We start from the raw sequence: 21,414 nt of genomic DNA on the forward strand, positions 1-21,414 counted from the left end.
GGCCGGTGCGCGTCTCCTCCACCGACCGCCCCGTGGATCAGCCCCCGTAGATCTCCTCGATCTCACGCTCGAACTGCCGGGCCACCACGTGCCGCTTCACCTTCAGCGACGCGGTGAGCTGGCCGCCCTCCTCGGTGAAGTCCACCGGCAGGATCTTGAACTTGCGGACCGATTCGGCGCGGGAGACGGCCTTGTTGGCGTTGTCGACCGCCTGCTGGACCGCGGCGACCAGGTCGGGGTCGGAGATGAGCGAGGCGAGCTCCCCCTCCTTGCGGTTCTGCTTCTTCCAGAACTCCAGGGCCTCGGCGTCCAAGGTGATCAGGGCGGACACGAAGTTGCGGTTGTCGCCGACGACCATGCACTGGCTGACCAGCTCGTGGCCGCGGATGCGGTCCTCGATGACGGCCGGGGCGACGTTCTTGCCCCCGGCGGTCACGATGATCTCCTTCTTGCGGCCGGTGATGCGGATGTAGCCGTCCTCGTCGAGCGAGCCGAGGTCGCCGGTGCGGTACCAGCCGTCCTCGTCGAAGGCCTCGGCGGTCGCCTTGGGGTTGCCCCAGTAGCCGCGCATGACGTGGTCGCCCTTGATGAGCAGCTCGCCGTCCTCGCCGATCCGCACCGAGACGCCGGGGAAGGGCGGGCCGACCGTGCCGATCTTGTTGGCGTCGGGGCTGTTCACGGCGGTCGGGGCCGAGGTCTCGGTCAGCCCGTACCCCTCGATGATCGTCAGCCCGACACCCCGGAAGAAGTGCCCCAGCCGCTCGCCCAGCGCGGACCCGCCGGAGACCGCGTAGCCGGCCCGGCCTCCCACGGCCGCCAGGATCTTGCCGTAGACCAGTTTGGCGAACAGGGCGTGCTTGAGCTTGAGCAGCAGTCCGGGGCCGCCGGAGTCGAGGGCGCGGCTGTAGGCGATCGCGGTCTCGGCCGCGGCGTGGAAGATCTTTCCCTTGCCCTCGGAGACGGCCTTCTGCTCGGCCTTGGTGTAGACCTTCTCGAAGACCCGCGGCACGGCCAGCAGGAACGTCGGCCGGTACACGCCGAGGGTGTCGATGAGTTCGGGGCCGGTGGTGGGGAAGTGGCCGAGCACCGTCTTGGACTCGATGCAGCCGACCTGGATGATGCGCGCGAAGGAGTGGGCGAGCGGCAGGAAGAGCAGTGTCGAGCGCCCCTCCACCGTGAAGACCTCCCGAAGCGGCCCCTCGATGATGTTGAGGATCGTGAACAGGAGGTTGCGGTGGGTCAGCTCGCAGCCCTTGGGGCGTCCGGTGGTGCCGGAGGTGTAGACGAGCGTCGCGAGATCGTCGGCGCTTCCCGCGCGACGGCGCTCCTCCACGACCGCCCCGTCGATCTCGCCGCCCGAGGCGGTGAACTCCTTCAGCCCACCGTCCTCGATGCGCCACACCGAGGTGAGGGAGGGGAGGTCGGCGCGTACCGCCTCGACCCGGTTCTCGTGCTCGGCGGTCTCGACGAACACGGCGACGCAGCCGGAGTCGCCGAGGATCCACTGGACCTGCTCCTCGGAGGAGGTCTCGTAGATGGGGACGGTCACACCGCCCACGGCCCACACGGCGTAGTCGATGGCGGTCCACTCGTAGCGGGTGCGTGACATCAGGCCGACGCGGTCGCCGTGCCCGACGCCGGCGGCGATCAGGGCCTTGGCGATGGCGGTCACCGTGGCGCCGAACTCCCCGCAGGTCACGTCGTGCCACTGCCCCGACTCCAGACGCCGGAGCATGACGGTGTCAGGCTCCTGCGCGGCGCGCGCGAAGACGGTGTCGGTCAGACGCGCGTCGGTAGGGATCTCGACCTTTATTGGACGGCTGTACTCGCGCACGTGGTCAGCTCCTGGACGATACGGGTTCGACGAGGGAACGTGAGGACGGTAACAAGTTCTGCTACCGGCCGGTAAAACCGGCTTCTCTTTGGTATGGGATAGTGATCCTGGACCAGACCGCGGTGCGCGGCCGGAGCCGGAGGCTCTGTGCCTGGAAAAGCCAAGTATGCACCGGTAGGGTGCTGCGGAAGCACAGATGAGCGGGTTACGCGCTGGTAGGCGACGAGCGCCACGTTCCCTGACCGACGGAACCGTTTCTCCCGCCCCACCCTGAAACCCTCCGGGGTTCCCCCTGGTTTCCCGCCCGCGTGGAACTCCCGGCGCCATCGTCCGGTTAACGTGACAGGAGACCGACGAACAGGCAGGTGACCATGGCACAGCCGAACCGCGACCCCGCGCCCTCCTCCGAGCTCATCGACGAGGCGTTGCGCCTGGTGGACGCGTTGCAACGGAAGCTGATCATCGCCGGTGTGCGGCGAGGCGTCACCAACGTCGTCTCCACCCCGCCACCTCCCAAGGGCGACGTGTGGGAGCAGGCCGTGGCCGAGCAGACCCGGCGCGATGAGCCGCCCCTGGACCAGGTCATCGACATCGTGCGGACCGCCGCCCCCCAGGTCGTCGGGCATCTCGGCCGGGCCGGGTCGGTTCTCGTGGGCGCGGTCGGCCAGGCCTGGGACGTCTTCGAGCGCGCCCGCGAACAGGCCGAGCGGGAGCGCCGCAACGGCTCCGCGCGCCCGGACGGGTCACGGGGCGGGGCCGACGGCCACCACTGAACCGGGGCGCTGGTTTAATCCAATGGTTTACTCCATTCGAGCGCCCGGGAAACCCCGGGCAGCGCGCCCGGACATGAGGTGAAAAGGAGCCGTCCATGCGGTTGACTATCGGCGTTGACATCGGTGGCACGAAGGTCGCCGCCGGCGTTGTCGATCCGGATGGACGGATCCTCACGAAGGTCAAGCACCCCACCCCCGCCAACGACAGCTCGGCCATCGCCGACGTGGTCTGCGACGCCATCGAGGAGCTGATGGCCACCCACCCCGACGACACGTTCGCCGGGGTCGGGGTCGGTACCGCGGGCTTCGTCGACGAGGGCCGTTCCGTCGTCGTGTTCGCGCCCAACCTCGCCTGGCGCAACGAACCGCTCAAGGAGCGGATCCAGCGCCGCATCGACCTGCCCGTGGTCATCGAGAACGACGCCAACGCGGCGGCCTGGGGAGAAGCCCGCTTCGGGGCCGGCCGCGACACCGGCAACGTGGTGTGCGTGACGCTGGGGACCGGCATCGGCGGAGGGGTCGTCCTGGACGGGCGGCTGTACCGGGGACGCTACGGCATCGCCGCCGAGATCGGGCACTACCGCATCGTCCCCAACGGGCGCCGGTGCGGTTGCGGCAACCACGGCTGCTGGGAGCAGTACGCCAGCGGCCGGGCCCTCGTCGCCGAGGCCCAGGACCTCGCCAGAACCGAGCCCCGTCGCGCCGAGCGCCTGCTCAAGCTCGCCGACGGCGATGTGGCGCGTATCCAGGGCCCCGAGATCACCCAGGCGGCCCTTGAGGGCGACGGCGCCGCGTTGGAGTGCTTCCGGATCGTCGGTCACTGGGTCGGTCTGGGACTGGCCGACATGGCGGCCATCCTCGACCCCGAGTGCTTCGTCATCGGCGGCGGCGTCTCCGAGGCCGGCGAGATCCTGCTCGAACCCGTCCGCGCGGCGTTCGCCAGAAGCGTCACCGGCCGGGTCACCCGCCGGCTCGCGGAGATCCGCACGGCCGAGCTCGGCGCCGAGGCGGGCCTGGTCGGCGCGGCCGACCTCGTGGAACGCTGACCTCCCGGCTCCCGGCCGCGACCGTGTGGCCGGGAGCGGGTCACGCCTGCCCGAACGGGGTATCCCCTGGGCATGGCGGTGCTGCGGGTCCTGTCCTACAACGTCCGTTCACTCCGCGATGACGTCGACGCGCTCGTCCGGGTCGTCAGGGCCTGTCGTCCCGATGTCCTCTGCCTCCAGGAGGCGCCCCGGTTATGGCGGTGGCGCAGCCGGCGACGTCGCTTCGCCCGGGCGGTGGGCCTGGCCCCCGTGGTCAACCGGCGTGTCGGGGGCCTGGCGATCCTCGCGGCCCCCGATGTCAGGGTCGTCCGGACCGCCCACCATCGGCTCACCTACCACCTCGGGCTGCACGTACGGGCGGTCTCGATCGCGGTGGTGGAGGTGGCCGGACGCCGTGTCGCGCTCGCCACCACCCACCTGGACCTGCACCAGGGCGCGCGCCTCCAGCACGCCGCGGAGGTGGTGGAGCGCCTGGCGGCCGTCACGGGGGACGGGGTGGATCCCGTGCTCACCGGCGACATCAACGAGGAGGCGGACGGACCCGCCTGGCGGCTGTTGGCGTCGGGCATGGTCGACACCGGTGCGACCGTTCCCCGAGGCGGGGAGATGACCTTCACCGCGCGGCGCCCGCGTAAGCGCATCGACGCGATCTTCACCGGGCCCGGGCTGCGGCCCGTGGGCGCGGGAGTGCCGTTGGAACTGGTCAGCGAAGCCGACCTCGAGCTCGCCACGGATCACCGGCCGCTGCTGGCCGAGATCGCGCTGTGAGCGGGGCCGGTCGCCCTCACAGCACGGCACCGTCGTCGGGCCCGCTGTCCCGTGGCGGGCGATCGCCCATGCGCGCCACCAGCACCACGAATCCGACGATGAACGCGCCCACGGCGAGGAAGGCCAGCCAGCCCGGGATGCGCATGCCCACCAGCATCGATCCCAGCAGAAGGAGCGGTCCTCCAAACAGCCCGCCCCAGGACAACCGGCTGACGAGGTCACCGCGCGGTAGTGGGGGAGGCGGCGGCGGGACGTAGTGCCCCTCGTCCTCCTCGACCACGCCCTCGCGCCGGCCTCGTCGGGACACGGTCGGCGTCTCGTCGGTGGCGTGCTCCTCGTCCGGCTCCGGTGGGCGCTCGCGTTCGCCCGGGGAGACGTTCTCGGCGTCGGGCCACACCGGCGGCCCGAGGTCGCCGGCGCCCTCCTGGGCGTAGAAGCGTGCCACCAGGTCGGCCCAGACCTCCTCGTCCTCCCCGTCGGCCGGCGCCGCGGGATCGCGCCGGCCGGTCTGCGCCGTGGTGGTGGGAGCCTCGTCCAGCCCGGCGATCGCGTCGTCGCCGGGCTCGGTGGCGGACTCCCGGAGCCCGGGAAGTTCCGCGCGCAGGATCTCCTCGGCGGCGGAGCGCTCGTTGGTGTCGACGTAGAGGTGGTCGGTCGGGGGCTCCTCGAGCGTGATCCCGTCCGGCTCCAGCACGTCCTCGCCCAGCGGGACCGCGTAGGCGGCGATCCCGGCCCGGCGCAGCGCGTCGAGCATGACGTCGGCCAGCGCCGGAGGCAGCAGGATCAGCGGCACGTAGGAGTCCGCGAGCAGGCCGTTGCCACGACGGTGCGTCATGCTGCTGTCCCTTCCCCGCTCCGGCTGTGCCCGCGCACGAAGGCGAGGCTTCCCTCGAAGACGGTTTGCGCGTCGTGGTCGAGTGTCGCGACGTGGTAGCTGTTCTCCAGCGTCACGACGGTCACCGTCGTGTTGACCGCTCCCTCGGTGAGGATACGCATGCTCGCGGGACCGATCACGTGATCCTCGGAACTGCGGTAGGCCAGGATCGGCGCGGTGATCGAGGCGAGCCCGCGTCGCGTCGCCCGCCACAGCCGGGGCAGCGTCGCCGCCGCGGCGAGCGGCACGCGGTCATAGCCGTGCTCGTCCACACCCGGCCTCTTGATGTCGTTGGTGAGACCGCGCGTGGACCGGAGCACGTGTTTGAGGAGCGGGGCGACGTGCAGGCCCCGGTTCTCCACCGCGATCGAGGGGTTCACCACGACGATCCCCGACACCGCGCCGGGGTGGAGCTGGGCGAGCCGCAACGCCAGGCACCCGCCCATCGACAGGCCCATCACGAAGACCTCGTCGCAACGTCCGCGCAGGTCCTGCAGGGCCTCCTCCGCGGTGGCGAGCCACTGGTCGGAGGTGGTCAGGTTCATGTCCTGCCACGTGGTCCCGTGTCCGGGGAGCAGGGGAAGACGTACCGTCATCCCCGCGGCGGCCAGGTGATCGGCCCAGGGCCGCATCGACCGCGGGCTTCCGGTGAAACCGTGGCACAGCACCACGCCGACGGACCCGCCGTCGTGCCGGAAGGCCCCGGCGCCTGGCAGTAACGACATGGGTTCTCCCTCGACAGTCCTGTGTGCGTCGTCGCGCCGTCGGCGTAGCGCACCGGGTCTACGAAATTAGCTCAGGGACAAGGCCCCCGTAACCCCCGCCCTGGTGTGGCGGAGGAGTGGGCCGAAGGTCCCCTACCCCCAGGTAACCAGAGCCGACATTGGTAGTAGGCCGCGAGCGATGCGAAGATAACGGCGATTGTTCGTGGAAGCGGGAAGGTGAGCGTGACAAGTCAGGGCGACCCCTCCCCGTGCGTGCGGGGGTGAATCCGGGTGTTCTACTGGGTGGTCAAGGCGATTCTCGGCCCGGTGCTCGCGGTGCTGTGGCAGCCGCGGGCCGAAGGCGTCGAGAACGTACCGAGGCACGGACCGGCGATCATGGTGAGCAATCACCTCTCTTTCTCCGACCACTTCTTCGGGCCCCTCCCTCTTCCCCGCAAGATCACCTTCCTCGCCAAGGCCGAGTACTTCACCGGCAAGGGCGTCAAGGGGCTGGCGAGCAGGCTCTTCTTCACCGGAGTCGGACAGATCCCGATCGACCGGTCCGGAGGCAAGGCCAGTGAGGCCGCGCTGCGCACCGGCCTGAAGGTGCTCAAGCAGGGCAGGCTCCTCGGCATCTACCCCGAAGGCACCCGCTCACCCGACGGCCGGCTCTACCGAGGCCGGACCGGCGTGGCCCGCCTGGCCCTGGAGTCGGGTGCCCCGGTCGTGCCGATGGCGATGATCAACGTCGACAAGATCATGCCTCCGGGACGGACCCTGCCCCGGCTCGGGATCCGGCCCAAGGTGGTCTTCGGTGAACCGCTCGACTTCTCCCGCTATCAGGGCATGGAGAAGGACCCGAGGGTGCTGCGGGCCGTCACCGACGAGATCATGTACGCCCTGATGAAGCTCTCCGGGCAGGAGTACGTCGACCGCTACGCCCAGTCGGTCAAGGCGGAGCTGGAGGCCGCGGCCAAGGAGGAGCGCAAGGAGCAGCACGCCGGACGCAAGGAGCAGCGCCGCGCCGAGCGCGAGTCGAAGAAGACCGAACGCGCGCGGAAGAAGGCGGAGAAGAAGGCGCAGCGCCGACAGCGGAAGGCCGAGCGTCGGGGAGAGGCCGGCGAGGACGCCGGCTCCACGGGCTGACCCCTCCCCGGATCGACGACCACGGCGCGCGTCGAAGGGGCGGGCGCCACACGGTGCCCGCCCCTTCGACGCGCGACACCACCCCGGCTACCCCAGGTCGGCCCAGCCCTTGGAGCGTTCCACCGCCTCGCGCCAGCGACGGTAGGCGGCCTCGTCACGCTCGCCCGGCTCGAAACGCAGATCGAGTTTCCAGGTGTCGACCAGTTCCTCGGTGGAGGACCACACGCCCGCGCCGAGCCCGGCCAGGAAGGCCGCTCCCAGCGCGGTGGTCTCCTGGATCCGTGGCCGGGCCACGCTGACGCCGAGCTGGTCGGCCTGTAGCCGGCACAGCAGGTTGTTGGCCGAGGCCCCGCCGTCCACCCGCAGCTCGGGAAGTTCGGTGCCCGACGCCTTGGTCATCGCCTCGGCGACGTCACGGACCTCGAAGGCGATCGCCTCCAGCGTGGCGCGGGCGAGGTGGGCGCGTCGGGTGCCACGGGTGATGCCGAAGATCGCGCCACGCGCCTGGGGGTCCCAGTCGGGCGCGCCCAGACCGGTCAGGGCGGGGACGAACACCACGCCCCCGGAGTCGGGAACGCTGGTGGCCAGGGCCTCCGACTGGGGGGCGCTGTCGATCAGCCCCAGGCCGTCGCGCAGCCACTGCACCGCGGCGCCGGTCACGAAGATGGAGCCCTCCAGGGCGTACTCCAACCGGCCGTCGGGGTGCTGCCACAGCACGGTGCTCAGCAGGCCGTGCTCCGGCGCGACGGGTTCGCCGCCGGTGTTGAGCAGGACGAAGGACCCGGTGCCGTAGGTGCACTTGGAGGTGCCGGGGGAGTAGCAGGTCTGTCCGAACATCGCGGCCTGCTGGTCACCGGCGATGCCGGCGATGGGGATGCGCAGGCCCAGGAACTCCTCGGGCGAGGTCTCGCCCAGGGCGCCGTAGGAGGGGACGACCTCGGGCAGCGCCTCCATGGGGACGCCGAACAGCTCGCACAGCTCGGGCGACCACGAGCCGGCCCTGATGTCGTAGAGGAGGGTGCGCGAGGCGTTGGAGGCGTCGGTGATGTGGCGCGCCCCGCCGGTGAGCCGTGCGACGATGTAGGAGTCCACGGTTCCGATCGCGACATCGCCGGCCTGGACGCCCTTCCAGGCCCGTTCGTCGTTGCGCGCGATCCAGGTCAGCTTCGTGGCGGTGAAGTAGGGGTCCAGGCGCAGCCCGGTCAGTTCGGTGATCCGCTCCTCATGCCCCTCCTCACGCAGTGAGGAACAGATGCCGGCGGTACGGCGGTCCTGCCAGACGATCGCACGGCGTGGCGCGGTGGCGCGTTTGCGGTCCCACAGCACCGCGGTCTCACGCTGGTTGGTGATTCCCAGACAGGCCGGCTGGACCCCGGCCGCGTCGATCGCGGTCTGGCAGGCGGCCAGGGTGGCCTGCCAGATCTCCTCCGGAACGTGCTCGACCCATCCGGTATCCGGGTAGTGCTGGGCGAATTCCTGGTAACCGCGGGCGAGGACGGTCCCGTTCTCGCTTACCATCAGCGCTGTCACGCCGGTGGTCCCGGCGTCGATGGTGAGCACGGTCATGGGGTTGGCCTCCAGTAGCTCGGACGACTATGGTCTAGACCATGTGAGGTGTGCGGTACGGCGACGGTGTCCCGTGAAGGGGGCGCATCCCGGAGATCTACCCGGGTGTGAACATCTTTCAACTCTTTTGGGACCCGCTTCCGTGACGCCTGTCACAGTGCCGTCGCCTGGTCGGCGGCGGCGCACCGCGAGGTCGATGATCCATGTTCGAGGCGTCGCGGGTGACCCCATGGCGCTGGTTTCCAACGGGAATTTGAGGAGTACACGCATGCGAGTCGGGGTTCTGACCGGAGGCGGCGACTGCCCGGGGCTGAACGCGGTCATCCGCGCGGTGGTCCGCAGGGGTATCAAGGACTACGGCTACGAGTTCGTCGGCTTCCGTGACGGCTGGCGCGGACCGCTCGAAGGCGACACCATGCCGCTGGACCGCGCGGCCGTGAGCGGGATCCTCCCGCGCGGTGGCACGATCCTGGGGTCCTCGCGCACCAACCTGATGAAGATCGAGGGCGGTGTCGAGCGGGTCAAGGACAACCTCGCGGGTCTCGGGGTCGACGCCCTGGTCGCCATCGGCGGCGAGGACACCCTCGGCGTCGCGCGTCAGCTCCACGACTTCGACGTCAAGGTCGTCGGCGTCCCCAAGACCATCGACAACGACCTCAACGCCACCGACTACACCTTCGGCTTCGACACCGCGGTCAACATCGCCACCGAGGCGATCGACCGGCTGCACACCACCGCCGAGTCCCACCACCGCGCGCTCATCGTCGAGGTCATGGGCCGCCACGCGGGCTGGATCGCGCTGCACTCCGGCATGGCCGCCGGCGCCAACGTCATCCTCATCCCCGAGCGCCCCTTCGACATCGACGAGGTCGTCGCCCACGTCGAGAGCCGCTTCAAGACCAACTACGCGCCGATCATCGTGGTCGCCGAGGGGGCCCACCCCAAGGAGGGCCAGATGGAGCTCGCCAGCGGCGAACGCGACGCCTTCGGCCACGTCCGGCTCGGCGGCATCGGCCAGCGCCTGGCCGAGGAGATCGAGTCGCGCACCGGCAAGGAGGCCCGCTCGGTCGTCCTGGGCCACGTCCAGCGCGGCGGCACCCCCTCGGCGTTCGACCGCGTCCTGGCCACCCGCCTGGGCCTGGACGCCATCGCCGCCGTCCACGACGGCGACTTCGGCAAGATGGTCGCCCTCCAGGGCACCTCCATCGTCCGGGTGGAGCTGGCCGCGGCCACCGACAAGCTCAAGACCGTTCCGGTCGAGCGCTACCAGGAGGCCGAGGTCTTCTTCGGCTAGGCCGGTCCACGGATCCCGCGCTCGGGGCCCCGCTCACAAGGGCGGGGCCCTTCGCGTGCCAGGAGGTCCGCGCCGGGACGAAGGTGGTCCAACCGGTTGCGCGCGTGTTCGATACTGGAGTACGGGACCCCACGAGCGAGCCCCGATCCCCTTTCACCGAATCACCTGGGAGGCGTCGTCATGTCCGCCACGTCCGACCACGCGGTCGTCGAAGCGCGAGAGGACGCTGTCGGCCCGGCGCCCAGTGCCCCGGAGGGTCTGGACGGCCTGGGCGAGCTGTGCGTCCTGATGAAGCTCGGCGAGATCGTTCTCAAGGGCAGCAACCGGCACCTGTTCGAGCGCCGGCTGCACAACAACATCCGGGCCGCGGCCAAGGGACTGCCCGAACTCAAGATCTCCCAGCGCAAGGGCATCATCATGCTGCGCCTGCCCGGAGCCTCCGACCTGGAGGTCGCCGAGCTGGCCGAGCGCATGTGCAACGTCATGGGCATCGTCTGGGTGCACCTGGTACGCCGGGTCGCCAAGGACCTCGACACGATCACCGACGTCGCGGTGCGTTCCATGGCCGAGCGCACCGGTACCTTCGCGGTGCGGGCCCGCCGCCGTGACAAGCGTTTCCCCCTGATCTCCTCCGAGCTCGCCGCGCACGTCGGCTCCGCCGTCAAGAAGGCCCACCCCCACCTCGACGTCAAGCTCAAGAACCCCGACAACACCGTGTCCATCGAGGTGGACAAGGACGAGGCGTTCGTCTTCACCGACGGCATGCCCGGCCAGGGGGGACTCCCCGTCGGTATGAGCGGACGCGCCCTGGTGCTGATGTCGGGCGGCATCGACTCCCCGGTCGCCGCGCACCGGATGATGCGCCGCGGTCTCAAGGTGGACTTCCTGCACTTCTCGGGGATGCCCTTCACCGGGCCCGAGTCGATCTACAAGGCCTACAGCCTGGTCCGCCAGCTCGACCGCTTCCAGGGGGGATCGCGGCTGTTCGTCGTCCCCTTCGGCAAGGCCCAGCAGCAGATCAAGAACTCCGGCGTCGAGCGGCTCCAGATCGTCGCCCAGCGCCGTCTCATGCTCAAGACCGCCGAGGTGCTCGCCGACCGTCTCGGCGGCGCGGCCCTGATCACCGGTGACGCCCTGGGACAGGTCTCCAGCCAGACCCTGACCAACATCACGGCCCTCGACGACGCCGTGGACCTGCCGATCCTGCGCCCCCTCGTGGGCATGGACAAGACCGAGATCATGGACCAGGCCCGTCGCATCGGCACGCTGGCGATCTCCGAGCTGCCCGACGAGGACTGCTGCACGCTGCTCACCCCGCGACAGGTCGAGACCGCCGCCAAGATCGCCGACCTGCGCCAGATCGAGAAGCGGCTGGACGCCGAGGAACTCGCCGACTACCTCGCCGGAACCGCCCAGCTGCACAAGCCCAGCTACTTCGGCGGCCCCGAGTCGATGCCCGCCGGGGCCTGACCCGCTCCGCCGGGGCGGAGGCGCTTGGCCTCCGCCCCGGGTGGCTCCCGGACGTTCGCGTCGTGACACGTCGATGGCGTCCGCGGAGCCGGATGCGGCGCCTCACACGCCCATGGCCACCGCCTCCGGAGCCGGCGTGAGGACGCGGCCCAGCGCGTTCGGCAGTGTCCGGACCAGCGTGGCCAGCTCCTCCAGGTCCTCTCCGACCAGCGCCTGGGGGCCGTCGCACAGGGCGGTCTCGGGGTGGGGGTGGACGTCGACGATGAGTCCGTCAGCGCCCACCGCGATCGCCGCGCGCGACAGCGGCAGCACCAGGTCGCGTCGGCCCCCCGAGTGCGACGGGTCGACGATCACCGGAAGGTGCGACAGGCGCTGGGCGACCGGGACCGCGCTGATGTCCAGGGTGTTGCGGGTGGCCTTCTCGAAGGTGCGGATGCCGCGTTCGCACAGCACGATGTCGAGGTTGCCGCGCTGGGCGATGTACTCCGCGGCCATCAGCCACTCCTCGATGGTGGAGCTCATCCCCCGCTTGAGCATGACCGGCCGGCCGGCGTCGCCGACGGCCTGAAGCAGCGCGAAGTTCTGCATGTTGCGGGTGCCGACCTGGAGCATGTCGGCGTAGGAGGCGACGAGTTCCACGTCCGCCGCGTCGACGACCTCGGTGACGATCGGCAGCCCCGTCTCCGCCCGCACGTCCGCCAGGATCCGCAGACCGGCCTCGCCCAGCCCCTGGAAGGCGTAGGGGGAGGTGCGCGGCTTGTAGGCGCCGCCACGGAGCAGCGCGGCACCGGCCGAACGCGCCATCAGGGCGGCCTTGAGCGTCTGTTCCGGCGTCTCCACCGCGCACGGGCCGGCGATCAACGTCATCCCATCGCCGCCGATCGGCACGCCCGCGACGCTGACCACGGTCCGGCTGACGTGGTTCTCCCTGCTGACCAGCTTGTAGGGGGCCGAGATGCGCAGCACGTCGCTGACCCCGGGAAGGGCGCGCAGCCCCAGCCCCTCGAACCGCTCGACGTCGCCGACCAGGCCGATGATCGTCCGGCTCACGCCGCGCGTCACATAGGCCTCGCCCCCCGCCGCGGCCACCAGCTCGACGACGGCGTCGATGTTGTCGGAAGAGGCTTCGGGAGCCATCACGATGACCATGTGCTTCGTCCTCAGCAATCGGTGTGAGATCGGGAAGAGCCGGAAAACGAAAAGAGCCCCGGGCCGTTCGGCCCGGGGCTCTTCGAAAGTCGTCCGTGTCAGCGCAGCGCTAGTCGGGCGACCGTCCTACCCAAGGGCCGGTAGCCATAAAAGCGCCAAAACTTCCGCTGCATAACAGTGACTATAGCGCACCTCGTTGTATCCGCCGCGACACCGGGGTCTGCTCGGGCGGGCCGGGGAAGCCTGGCAGGATTGCCGGGACGGCCACGAAGGAGAGCGATGTCGCAGCATCGACTGCCCCCCGGACAGTACGAGCCACGCGAGTGGCCGGCCGTGCACTACGGGCCGGTGCCCCGTTTCCGTCCGCACCGTTGGGACCTGCGTGTCTACGGTGCGACACAGGATCCGCGAGGTCACCGCTGGACATGGCCGGAGTTCGCGGAGTTACCGGTCACCGAGGTGGTGGCCGACTTCCACTGTGTCACCAGGTTCACCATCCTCGACAGCCGATGGGGAGGGGTTCCGGCGACCAGGCTCGTCGAACTCGCGCCGCCGGCGCCGTCGGTCACCCACGTCATGGTGTGGGCGGAGTACGGCTACAGCGCCAACCTGCGCATCGACGACTTCCTGCGCCCCGAGGTCCTGCTGGCGACGCACCGTGAGGGGCGGCCGCTCTCACCCGAGCACGGCCATCCGCTGCGGCTCGTGGTCCCGCACCTGTACGCCTGGAAGAGCGTCAAGTGGCTGCGGGCGATCGAGTACCTGACCGCCGACCGCCGTGGCTTCTGGGAGGAGAGGGGGTACCACAACCTCGCCGACCCCTGGGCCGAGCAGCGCTACTCCTACCAGGAGGAACCGGGACAAGGTCCACCCTTGGTCTGAAGCCGGTGCGGTGGCTCCCGAGAACGCCCCACCCGCCGTAGGCCGATCCTCTAGCTTGTGGCGCATGGTCTATGTCGCGATCACCGCGGGCCTGATCGCCCTGGCCTGCTGTTGCGAGCTGCTGCGACGGGTGTCCGCCGAACGCCGCCGTGCCGCCGCGCCGGTCGCCGAGACGACGAGGAGCACCCTGGGCATCGCCGCGCTGGCGGCACCCGCGTTGCGCCAGGGGCTGCGCAGTGGTCCGGCGGGCAGGGCGGTGCGGCACCTGCGCGTACTGCTGGGGGCCCGCGCCGTCGCCATCGTCGACGCCGAAGGGCTCCTGGCCTGGGACGGCGCCGGGCCGGGATGCGTCGACGCCGTCGAACTCGCCCGGCCGGTCCTCGCGGGGGGCCGGCCCCAGACGCTGCCCCGGCCCTCCTGTGACGACTCGGCGTGTCCCCTGGGAAGCGGCGCCGTCGCCCCGCTCACGGTGGCCGACCGGGTGGTGGGGGCGCTGTTGGCGTTCGGCCGGCCCGGTGTGCCCGCGCTCACCGAGGCGACGGTCGAGGTGGCCAGGTGGGCCTCGGGCCAACTCGAACTCGCGGATCTGGACCGGGTCCGCGCCCGGCTGGCCGACGCCCAATTGCGGGCGCTGCGGCTCCAGATCTCACCGCATTTCGTCTACAACTGCCTGACGACGATCGCCTCCTTCGTCCGCACCGATCCGGTGCGGGCCCGCGCCCTCCTGCTCGACTTCGCCGATTTCGCGCGGTACTCCTTCCGTAGTTCCCGCAACCTCACCACGCTGGAGGAGGAACTCCGGTCGATCGACCGCTACCTGGCCCTGGAACGGGCCCGCTTCGGTGGTCGGCTGAGCCTGAAGGTCCGGGTGGCTCCCGAGGTGCTCTCGGTGAAGGTCCCCTTCCTGTGCCTGCAACCACTGGTGGAGAACGCGATCCGGCACGGTCTGGAGACGCGGACGGGGACCGGCCTGGTCAGCCTGACCGCCCGTGACGCCGGTCCCGAGGCCCATATCAGCGTCGAGGACGACGGTGTGGGAATGGATCCGGAACGTCTGCGCGCGATCCTCGCGGGGGAGGCCGCCGGGACGTCGGGGATCGGGCTGGCCAACGTCGACGAGCGGCTGCGCAACATGTTCGGCGACGCCTACGGGCTGGTCATCGAGACCGGGATCGGGATGGGGACCAAGGTGAACCTGCGTATTCCGAAATTCCGTCCCGAGGGGATGGGGGGATGAGGGCGCTTGTCCTGCTTCCGGACGGAGTCGGGCGAGCCACCCGCAGGAATAAAAGGAAAAATGGGGCAAATAACAGTGCGGTAAATAGAGATCCCATCGCATTACCGTAAAACGGTTGCGGCTGGCAGAAGGCTCGGACATTCTCAGTGGCATGCTCCGTGTCCTCGCAGTGGACGACGAGGTTCCGGCACTGGAGGAGATGGCCTACCTGCTTCGGCGTGACCCCCGTGTGGCCGATGTCGTCACGGCAAGCGACGCCACGACGGCGATGCGGCTCATCGGTGAGCGTGTCGCGGCCGGCCTCCTGGATGTCCTCTTCCTGGACATCCACATGCCGGGACCGAGCGGAATCGACATCGCCCGCTTCATCTCGGCGCTGCCCCGGCCCCCCGCCATCGTCTTCGTCACGGCCTACGAGGACCACGCGGTCACCGCCTTCGAGCTGCGCGCCGTCGACTACCTGCTCAAGCCCCTCAGGGAGGAGCGTCTCAGCGAGACCCTGGGACGCCTGACCCACGTCCACGCCCCCGACCCCTCGCCCGAGCGGGTGGCCGTGGAGCTCGCCGGGCGCACCCGCTTCATCTCACGCGCCGACATCTGGTACGCCGAGGCCCGGGGAGACTACGTCAGGTTGCGCACCGCGGAGGGAAGCTACCTGATCCGCAGCACCCTCGGGGCGCTGGAACGCGCCTGGACCGGTGCCGGCTTCGTGCGCGTGCACCGGAGCATGTTGGTGGCCGCCCGGCATGTCTCAGAACTGCACTCCGACGGTACGAGGACCAGGGTGAAAGTCGGCGACGAGCTGCTGCCGGTGAGCCGTAGACAGACCCGCGAGGTACGCGATCGCCTCCTGCCGCCGCCGCCGGGGGAGGAAGAACCGGCGTGAGCGAGCCGCCCCTCCTCGACGGCGTGGCCACGAAGACACGGCGCAGTGTGGTCGCCGGTCCGGCCACCCGGCAGGCCCTGACGGAGCAGGGGGGAGCGCAGCCCCTCGCACCCGCGCCGCGCCGCGTGGTCGACATCGCCGCCCACATGCGCCACCAGCTCCTGTTGGGCGCGGCCTGTGTGCTGCCCTGCCTGCTCCTCGCCATGGGGGCGCCCCTGCTGTGCGGGGCCGTCCCGAGGCTCTTCGGCAGCCAGTTCGGCTGGGCCGTCTTCGTGATGTTCCTGCCGCAGCTCGCCCTGTTCTCGGTGGGATGCTACGTGCGGATGGTCGAACGCGGTGAACAACGGTGCCGGTGCGCGACGCGACGGGACCTCCCGTGACCTCACCGATGGGCGGTGCGCTGCTGGCGCTCACGGCTCTGCTGGCCACGCTCCTGGTCGTCGGCTACCTGACCCGTTCCCGCGCCACCTCCGACTTCAGCGTCGCCGTCCGCCCTGTGTCGTCGAGGTCGGCGGCGGCCGCGGTGTGCGGGGAGTTCCTCTCGGCGGTGCTGTTCCTGGGCTCCAGCGGCATCGTGCTGGCCTCCGGGGTGCGCGGCGCCTGGTTCTTCTCGGGGATCGCCCTGGGCTATGTCCTGCTGGCCACGCTGGTGATCGCGCCCCTGCGACGCAGTGGCGCCTACAGTCCCTCCGACTTCGCGGAGTGGCGGCTGGGCTCGCGCGTGGCGCGCCGGATCGTCACCGCGAGCGTCGTGCTCGCCTCCGTGCTGTACCTGCTGGTGCAGTACGTCGCGGCCGGGATGCTCACCCGGGAGCTGACCCACGTGCCCGAATGGGGCGCCTGGGGTGCGCTCCTCGTCCTCACGCTGTCGGTCGTGCTCGGTTCGGCCGGGGGATCCAGCACGGGGTTCCAGGCCCTGCACTTCTGGTTCAAGCTGGTGGCCATCGGGCTGCCGGCCCTCGTGCTGGCCGGAGTGTGGTGGGGACACGGGGGGGACACCGGGACGATGTCGGGACCGCCGGTGTTCCACGAGTCGATGGGGGTCGACATCGACCAGGGGCAGCACGTCGTGGTCTCCGAGTCGACCCTGGTGCGGGTCGAGGGACGGATCAACGGGGTCGCCTACACCGGCGAGGACGGCGCGGTCGTGTTGGAGCCCGGCATGTACGAGGTCGAGGGCGGGACCCGGATGTCCTTCGCCGAGGGAGCCCCCGTTCCCCACCGTTCCTTCCTGCCGGTGCTCGACACGGGGGAGTGGAACGGGGTGCACATGGGCCCCTTCACATGGGACGGGTATTCGATCTACCTCGCGCTGGTGCTGGGGGTCATCGGCCTTCCACAGTTCGTGGCCCGTTTCTACGGGACCACGGGGCCCAGATCGGCCCGCCGGACGCTCATCCTGGTACTCGCCCTGCTCTCGGTGTTCTCCGTGGCTCCGATCCTGCTCGGGGGACTCGGCCGCGTCCACACCCCCGACCTCCTGGTCACCGGCCGGCTGGACCTGTTGCCGTTGGAGCTGCCGAAGCGCCTCCTGCCGGGGTCCACCGGCATGGTGTTGACCGCGCTGCTCGCCGCGGGGGCCGCGGCGGCGGTGGTCACGGCGTCGGTCGCGTTGACCTCCGCGGTCGCCGGGATGATCGCCCAGTGCGCGGGAGCCGGCGACCGCCGGGCCTTTTGGGGTGGGGCGGTCCTGGCCCTGGGCCTGCCGCTGGCCCTGATAGCGCTCGTTCCCGAGGTCACCGAGCTGGGCCTCAACGTGCTGGCATTGGTGGCGTTCCAGGTCAGCGCGGTGACCGTCGCCCCGCTCCTTCTCCTGGGGATCTGGTGGCGCGGTCTGACCGACGTGGGCGCCGCGTCGGGGGTGCTCTTCGGAATGGCCGGAACGGCCCTGTGCGTGAGCGCCGGGGCGCTGGGCTGGACGACGGACGTGGAGGGCGGAGCCGTCGCGCTGGCCCCGACGCTGTTCCTGTTCCCGCTCACGCTGGCCGTGATGGTCACCGTCTCCTGGTGCACCCGCCATCGGGTGCCCGCGGACGTGGACGAGAAGCTGGCCCGTATGCACCTGCCGGGTCATGCGTCCTGACACAGGGGATGACCGTTCATCGTCCGAGGATGACCGTTCGGCGTGAACCGTTCCCCGCGTGGCGACGCCGCCGCACCGCCCGCCGATCAGACGCCCCGAACCTCTCCGCGGGCCCCCCACTGGGCCTAGTGTGATGCCACAGGACGGGCCGGAGAGGAACGAACCGGCCTGGACCGACCGGAACCGGCTCAGCCCGGAACCGGATGAACAGGGGGAGGAACGGCGCCGCGCTCCAGACGGCCGGGGAACCGTCGGAGCGAAGAGGGGAACGGCGCCGGAAGGAGCCGCCCGGGCGCCACGAGGGTGGAGCCCGGGCGGTACCGTCGTGCCGGAATCCGCCGACGCGGGCCCGGCCACGACGGGAATCCCCTCAGGGGGACGAGGTCCGGTGCGTCGGGACGCTCACCCCCGGTACGCGAGCCCCGCTTCGGGCTCACGGGGCCGCCGGCCCGCGTTACCGGAGACCGCCCCCGAAACCACGGGCGTCCGGCCGGCGAGAGGCCGGGCGAAGACGGCGCTGGAAGCCGGGCGACAGAAGGCGTCCTTCCCGCGGGCGGACCTCAGTCGTCGTCGCCGCCACGTCCACGGCCCCTGTCGCCGCCCCCGAACGGGGTCGCCCAGATCTGGACCTCACTGCCCTTCTCCGCCTCGCCTTGGGGGGAGTACTCGGTCACCCGGTCGCCCAGGATCCGGTGGACGGTGACGGTGAAGCCCAGCTCCTCCAGCTTCTTCTTCGCGTCGTCGACCTTCCACCCGGTGATGTCGGGGATCTCGACCTGTTCGGGGCCCGAAGAGACGGTGAGGGTGACGGTCACCCCCTTCTCGACCCCCGCGCCCTCGCCGGGGCTCTGCTCCATGACCTGTCCGGCGGGAACGTCGTCGCTGGGCTTTTGGGTGACGTCCACCTGCAGCCCCTTGTCCTCCAGCAGGCTCCTGGCCTCGTCCTGGTCACGGCCGACGACGCCGGGCAACTCGAAGCCGGCGCTGACCGTCAGGGTCACCGCCTCCTCGCGATCGGCCTGCTCGCCGCTTTCGGGGTCGGAGGACAGCACCGTCCCGGACTTCTGGTCGTAGGAGACCGTCGTCTCCTCCTCGATCAGGGTGATGCCGTTGTCCTCCAGCAGGGTGCGCGCCTCTTCGACGGGCTTGCCCACGACATCGGGCATCTCGACGCTCTGGGGTCCCTTGGACAGGGCCACCGTCACGGTCTCGCCCGGAAGGAGTCGGCCGTTGGCCGCCGGAGTCGACTCGGCGATCGCGTCGATCTCGGCCTCGTCGCTGTAGACGGCCTCCTCGGCCACCTCCAATTTCAGACCGTGGCTGGCCAGCTCCTGTTGGGCCTGCTCGCGCGACATCCCCACCAGGTCGGGGACGCTCTCGTAGCGACCGAGCAGCATCCACCAGCCGAAGCCCAGCAGGGCCACCAGCACCAGGGAGCCGACGAGCAGGATCGGCAGGTTCGCGCCGGGGCCGCTCCGTCGCCGTCGGTGGCCGGAGCCCTCGGAGGCGAGGCCGATCTCATCGAGGTCGACGACGAGGGTCCGGTTGAGCTCGCTGTCCCCGCTCTCGGGCACTCCTGTGGAGGAGGCCCCCGGGGCATGGCCGACCATCGTCCCGTTGGGGCCGGTGCCGCCTCCCAGGGCCTGGTGGACCTCGAACAACGAGGCGAGGAACCGGCCGGCGTCCGCGGGACGGTAGTCGGGGTTGCGCTCGGTGGCCCGGAGCACGAGCTCGTCCACCTCGGGCGGGATGCCGGGGACGATGTGGGAGGGGGGAGGGACGTCCTCGTTGACGTGCTGGTAGGCCACGGTGATGGCGTTCTCGCCGGTGTGCGGCTGCTCGCCGGTGAGAAGCTCGTACAGCATGATGCCCGCGGCGTAGACGTCGCTGCGGGCGTCGGCCAGGCTCTGCGAGATCTGCTCGGGGGACAGGTAGGCCGCCGTGCCCATCAGGGTCCCGGTCCTGGTCAGCTCTTGCTGCGTCGCCTCGATGACCCGGGCCAGGCCGAAGTCCACGACCTTGACGCGCCCCTCCTGGTCGATCAGGACGTTCTCGGGCTTGACGTCACGGTGCACCATGCCGGCGCGATGCGCCGCGCCCAGGGCGGCCAGCACCGGGATCATGACCTGCAACGCCTCGACGGGGGAGAAGCGCCCGCGGGCCGTCAACACGTCGCGCAGCGTACGACCGGGAACGTACTCCATGGCCAGGAAGACGCGCCCCTGGTCGGTCCCCTGGTCGTAGACCTGGACCACGTTGGGATGGGACAGCTTGGCCACGGCGTGCGCCTCGTTGATGAAGCGGCGCACGAAGGTGGGGTCCTGGGCGAGCGAGGTGTGCATGACCTTCAACGCGACACGCCGGTCCAGCCGGAGGTCGTGCGCAAGGTAGACCGTCGCCATGCCTCCACCCGCCAGGCGCGCCTCGATGGAGTAGCGATGGTCGAGGGTCGCGCCAACGAGCGGGTCCGCAGTCGTCATGTCCACGAGGGTGAGTTTACGGGCGATCGCGACGATGCGGGCGGGTCGTGGCCGCGTGCCGCCACGAAACGCGGAGGCCACGGGCGGGGGCCGGCCCCGATCCGCCCGCGACCGGGAGGACGTCGCGCGGCGTGATCGGACGGTGTGCGTCCGGTCACGCCGCTTTCCGCCGGCTGTCGTGCCCTGGGCGGATCAGTCCACCGCGGGGGAGGAGGCGTGCGCGTAGCGGCGTACCGGGATACGGCCGGCCCGCCGGGCCAGACGGCCGGCGGTGACCGCGTCACGCATCGCCGACGCCATGAGCACGGGCTCCTGCGCCCGGGTCACCGCGGTGGCGAGCAGCACCGCGTCACAGCCCAGTTCCATCGCCGACGCCGCCTCGCTCGCGGTTCCGATCCCCGCGTCCAAGATGACGGGGACGCCCGCCTGCTCCACGATCAACTCGATGTTGTGCGGGTTGCGGATGCCCAGCCCCGAGCCGATCGGCGCGCCCAACGGCATGACCGCGGCGCAGCCCACCTGCTCCAGGCGGCGGGCGAGGACGGGGTCGTCGTTGGTGTAGGGCAGGACGACGAACCCCTCGTCGACCAGCCGTTCGGCCGCGTCGAGCAGCTCCACCGGGTCGGGCAGCAGGGTGTGCTCGTCGGCGACGACCTCGAGTTTGACCCAGTTCGTCTCCAGGGCCTCGCGGGCCAGCCGCGCGGTGCGCACCGCGTCGGTCGCGGTGAAGCAGCCGGCGGTGTTGGGCAGCGCCCGGATCCGGTTACGGCGCAGCACGTCCCAGACCGAACCGGTCGACGTGGGATCGACCCGGCGCATCGCGACGGTGGTCATCTCGGTTCCAGAGGCCAGCAGCGCCTCCTCCAGCACTTGAAGGGAGGGGGCTCCGCCGGTGCCCATGATCAGCCGCGAGCCGAACTCCTCACCGGCGATGACGAGCCGATCGTGTTCGACGGCGGCCGACACCGCAGGACCGTCCGTTGTCGGGGTGGTGGTCATCTCAGCCTCCCTGCACCGCGGTGAGCACGTCCACGCGGTCCTCGGCCGAGACCGGGGTACCGCTCCACGCGGCCTTCGGTACGACCTCGTCGTTGACGGCGACGGCGACGCCGCCCGTTGCGTCGGTCAGCGACCGCACCAGGTCGGCCACCGTGGTGCCCGGGGCCAGATCGCGACGCTCACCGTTGACGATCACGTCCACTGCTTCACTCTTTCCTTCCTG

General features: G+C 70.6%; 19 protein-coding genes. 11 read left to right on the plus strand and 8 right to left on the minus strand.

Going from position 1 to position 21,414, the window contains the following annotated elements; all coding sequences use genetic code 11:
• Nucleotides 1-37 precede the first annotated feature (37 nt).
• Nucleotides 38-1,834 (minus strand): AMP-dependent synthetase/ligase, encoded by a 1,797-nt coding sequence (locus ACYVHU_RS02345; RefSeq protein ID WP_078760458.1) that lies wholly within the window; start codon nt 1,832-1,834, stop codon nt 38-40.
• Nucleotides 1,835-2,205: 371 nt separating this feature from the next.
• Between ACYVHU_RS02345 and ACYVHU_RS02350 the strand changes: the two genes are divergently transcribed.
• From ACYVHU_RS02350 to ACYVHU_RS02360, 3 genes are all read left to right on the plus strand, one after another.
• Complete coding sequence (locus ACYVHU_RS02350; protein WP_078760556.1) at nt 2,206-2,607, plus strand: hypothetical protein; 402 nt, start codon at nt 2,206-2,208, stop codon at nt 2,605-2,607.
• 95 nt (nt 2,608-2,702) lie between these two features.
• Nucleotides 2,703-3,653 (plus strand): ROK family glucokinase, encoded by a 951-nt coding sequence (locus ACYVHU_RS02355; protein ID WP_078760459.1) that lies wholly within the window; start codon nt 2,703-2,705, stop codon nt 3,651-3,653.
• A 72-nt stretch (nt 3,654-3,725) separates the two neighbouring features.
• Entirely contained in the window at nt 3,726-4,421 is a 696-nt protein-coding gene (locus tag ACYVHU_RS02360) for an endonuclease/exonuclease/phosphatase family protein (protein ID WP_498947411.1), read from the plus strand.
• Between the two features lie 16 nt (nt 4,422-4,437).
• Here the strand turns inward: ACYVHU_RS02360 and ACYVHU_RS02365 are convergent, their stop codons facing one another.
• Nucleotides 4,438-5,256, minus strand: a complete 819-nt coding sequence (locus tag ACYVHU_RS02365) for a hypothetical protein (protein WP_078760461.1) — start codon at nt 5,254-5,256, stop codon at nt 4,438-4,440.
• Nucleotides 5,253-6,020: an alpha/beta hydrolase gene (locus ACYVHU_RS02370; protein ID WP_078760462.1), complete on the minus strand. Its 768-nt coding sequence runs from the start codon at nt 6,018-6,020 to the stop codon at nt 5,253-5,255. The genes ACYVHU_RS02365 and ACYVHU_RS02370 overlap by 4 nt, the downstream gene beginning before the upstream one ends.
• Before the next feature lie 270 nt (nt 6,021-6,290).
• Here ACYVHU_RS02370 and ACYVHU_RS02375 point away from each other — a divergent pair, with 270 nt between their 5' ends.
• The gene (locus tag ACYVHU_RS02375; RefSeq protein ID WP_078760463.1) at nt 6,291-7,145 is read left to right on the plus strand and encodes a lysophospholipid acyltransferase family protein; all 855 of its coding nucleotides are present in this window, start codon (nt 6,291-6,293) and stop codon (nt 7,143-7,145) included.
• 87 nt (nt 7,146-7,232) lie between these two features.
• On the opposite strand, the gene glpK is transcribed toward ACYVHU_RS02375, so the two are convergent.
• Nucleotides 7,233-8,711 carry a glycerol kinase GlpK gene (gene glpK / locus ACYVHU_RS02380; protein WP_078760464.1) on the minus strand — a complete coding sequence of 493 codons (1,479 nt, stop codon included), beginning with the start codon at nt 8,709-8,711 and terminating at the stop codon, nt 7,233-7,235.
• 268 nt (nt 8,712-8,979) lie between these two features.
• Between glpK and ACYVHU_RS02385 the strand changes: the two genes are divergently transcribed.
• Together ACYVHU_RS02385 and thiI are read left to right on the plus strand one after the other, a co-directional pair.
• The gene (locus tag ACYVHU_RS02385) at nt 8,980-10,005 is read left to right on the plus strand and encodes a 6-phosphofructokinase (protein WP_078760465.1); all 1,026 of its coding nucleotides are present in this window, start codon (nt 8,980-8,982) and stop codon (nt 10,003-10,005) included.
• A gap of 180 nt (nt 10,006-10,185) precedes the next feature.
• A complete protein-coding gene (thiI, locus tag ACYVHU_RS02390; protein WP_078760466.1) occupies nt 10,186-11,475 on the plus strand; it encodes a tRNA uracil 4-sulfurtransferase ThiI in 1,290 nt (429 codons plus the stop codon).
• A gap of 102 nt (nt 11,476-11,577) precedes the next feature.
• On the opposite strand, the gene aroF is transcribed toward thiI, so the two are convergent.
• Nucleotides 11,578-12,624: a 3-deoxy-7-phosphoheptulonate synthase gene (gene aroF, locus ACYVHU_RS02395; protein ID WP_078760467.1), complete on the minus strand. Its 1,047-nt coding sequence runs from the start codon at nt 12,622-12,624 to the stop codon at nt 11,578-11,580.
• 279 nt (nt 12,625-12,903) lie between these two features.
• Here aroF and ACYVHU_RS02400 point away from each other — a divergent pair, with 279 nt between their 5' ends.
• The 5 genes from ACYVHU_RS02400 (at nt 12,904) to ACYVHU_RS02420 (ending at nt 17,712) form a co-directional block, all read left to right on the plus strand.
• On the plus strand, nt 12,904-13,506 hold the full coding sequence (locus tag ACYVHU_RS02400) for a sulfite oxidase-like oxidoreductase (protein ID WP_078760468.1): 603 nt from the start codon (nt 12,904-12,906) through the stop codon (nt 13,504-13,506).
• Nucleotides 13,507-13,570: 64 nt separating this feature from the next.
• On the plus strand, nt 13,571-14,743 hold the full coding sequence (locus tag ACYVHU_RS02405) for a sensor histidine kinase (RefSeq protein ID WP_498947412.1): 1,173 nt from the start codon (nt 13,571-13,573) through the stop codon (nt 14,741-14,743).
• A gap of 151 nt (nt 14,744-14,894) precedes the next feature.
• Nucleotides 14,895-15,629 (plus strand): LytR/AlgR family response regulator transcription factor, encoded by a 735-nt coding sequence (locus ACYVHU_RS02410; RefSeq protein ID WP_078760470.1) that lies wholly within the window; start codon nt 14,895-14,897, stop codon nt 15,627-15,629.
• Nucleotides 15,626-16,009, plus strand: coding sequence for a hypothetical protein (locus ACYVHU_RS02415; protein ID WP_078760471.1), 384 nt, complete (start codon nt 15,626-15,628; stop codon nt 16,007-16,009). The genes ACYVHU_RS02410 and ACYVHU_RS02415 overlap by 4 nt, the downstream gene beginning before the upstream one ends.
• Nucleotides 16,006-17,712: a sodium:solute symporter family transporter gene (locus ACYVHU_RS02420; RefSeq protein ID WP_144389974.1), complete on the plus strand. Its 1,707-nt coding sequence runs from the start codon at nt 16,006-16,008 to the stop codon at nt 17,710-17,712. The genes ACYVHU_RS02415 and ACYVHU_RS02420 overlap by 4 nt, the downstream gene beginning before the upstream one ends.
• Nucleotides 17,713-18,272: 560 nt before the next feature.
• Here ACYVHU_RS02420 and pknB read toward each other — a convergent pair.
• The 3 genes from pknB to thiS form a co-directional block, all read right to left on the minus strand.
• The gene (pknB, locus tag ACYVHU_RS02425; RefSeq protein ID WP_432935968.1) at nt 18,273-20,198 is read right to left on the minus strand and encodes a Stk1 family PASTA domain-containing Ser/Thr kinase; all 1,926 of its coding nucleotides are present in this window, start codon (nt 20,196-20,198) and stop codon (nt 18,273-18,275) included.
• Between the two features lie 186 nt (nt 20,199-20,384).
• The gene (locus ACYVHU_RS02430) at nt 20,385-21,191 is read right to left on the minus strand and encodes a thiazole synthase (protein WP_078760473.1); all 807 of its coding nucleotides are present in this window, start codon (nt 21,189-21,191) and stop codon (nt 20,385-20,387) included.
• A 1-nt stretch (nt 21,192) separates the two neighbouring features.
• Nucleotides 21,193-21,393 carry a sulfur carrier protein ThiS gene (thiS, locus tag ACYVHU_RS02435; protein WP_078760474.1) on the minus strand — a complete coding sequence of 67 codons (201 nt, stop codon included), beginning with the start codon at nt 21,391-21,393 and terminating at the stop codon, nt 21,193-21,195.
• Nucleotides 21,394-21,414: the final 21 nt, after the last annotated feature.

The organism is Marinactinospora endophytica (assembly GCF_054780875.1).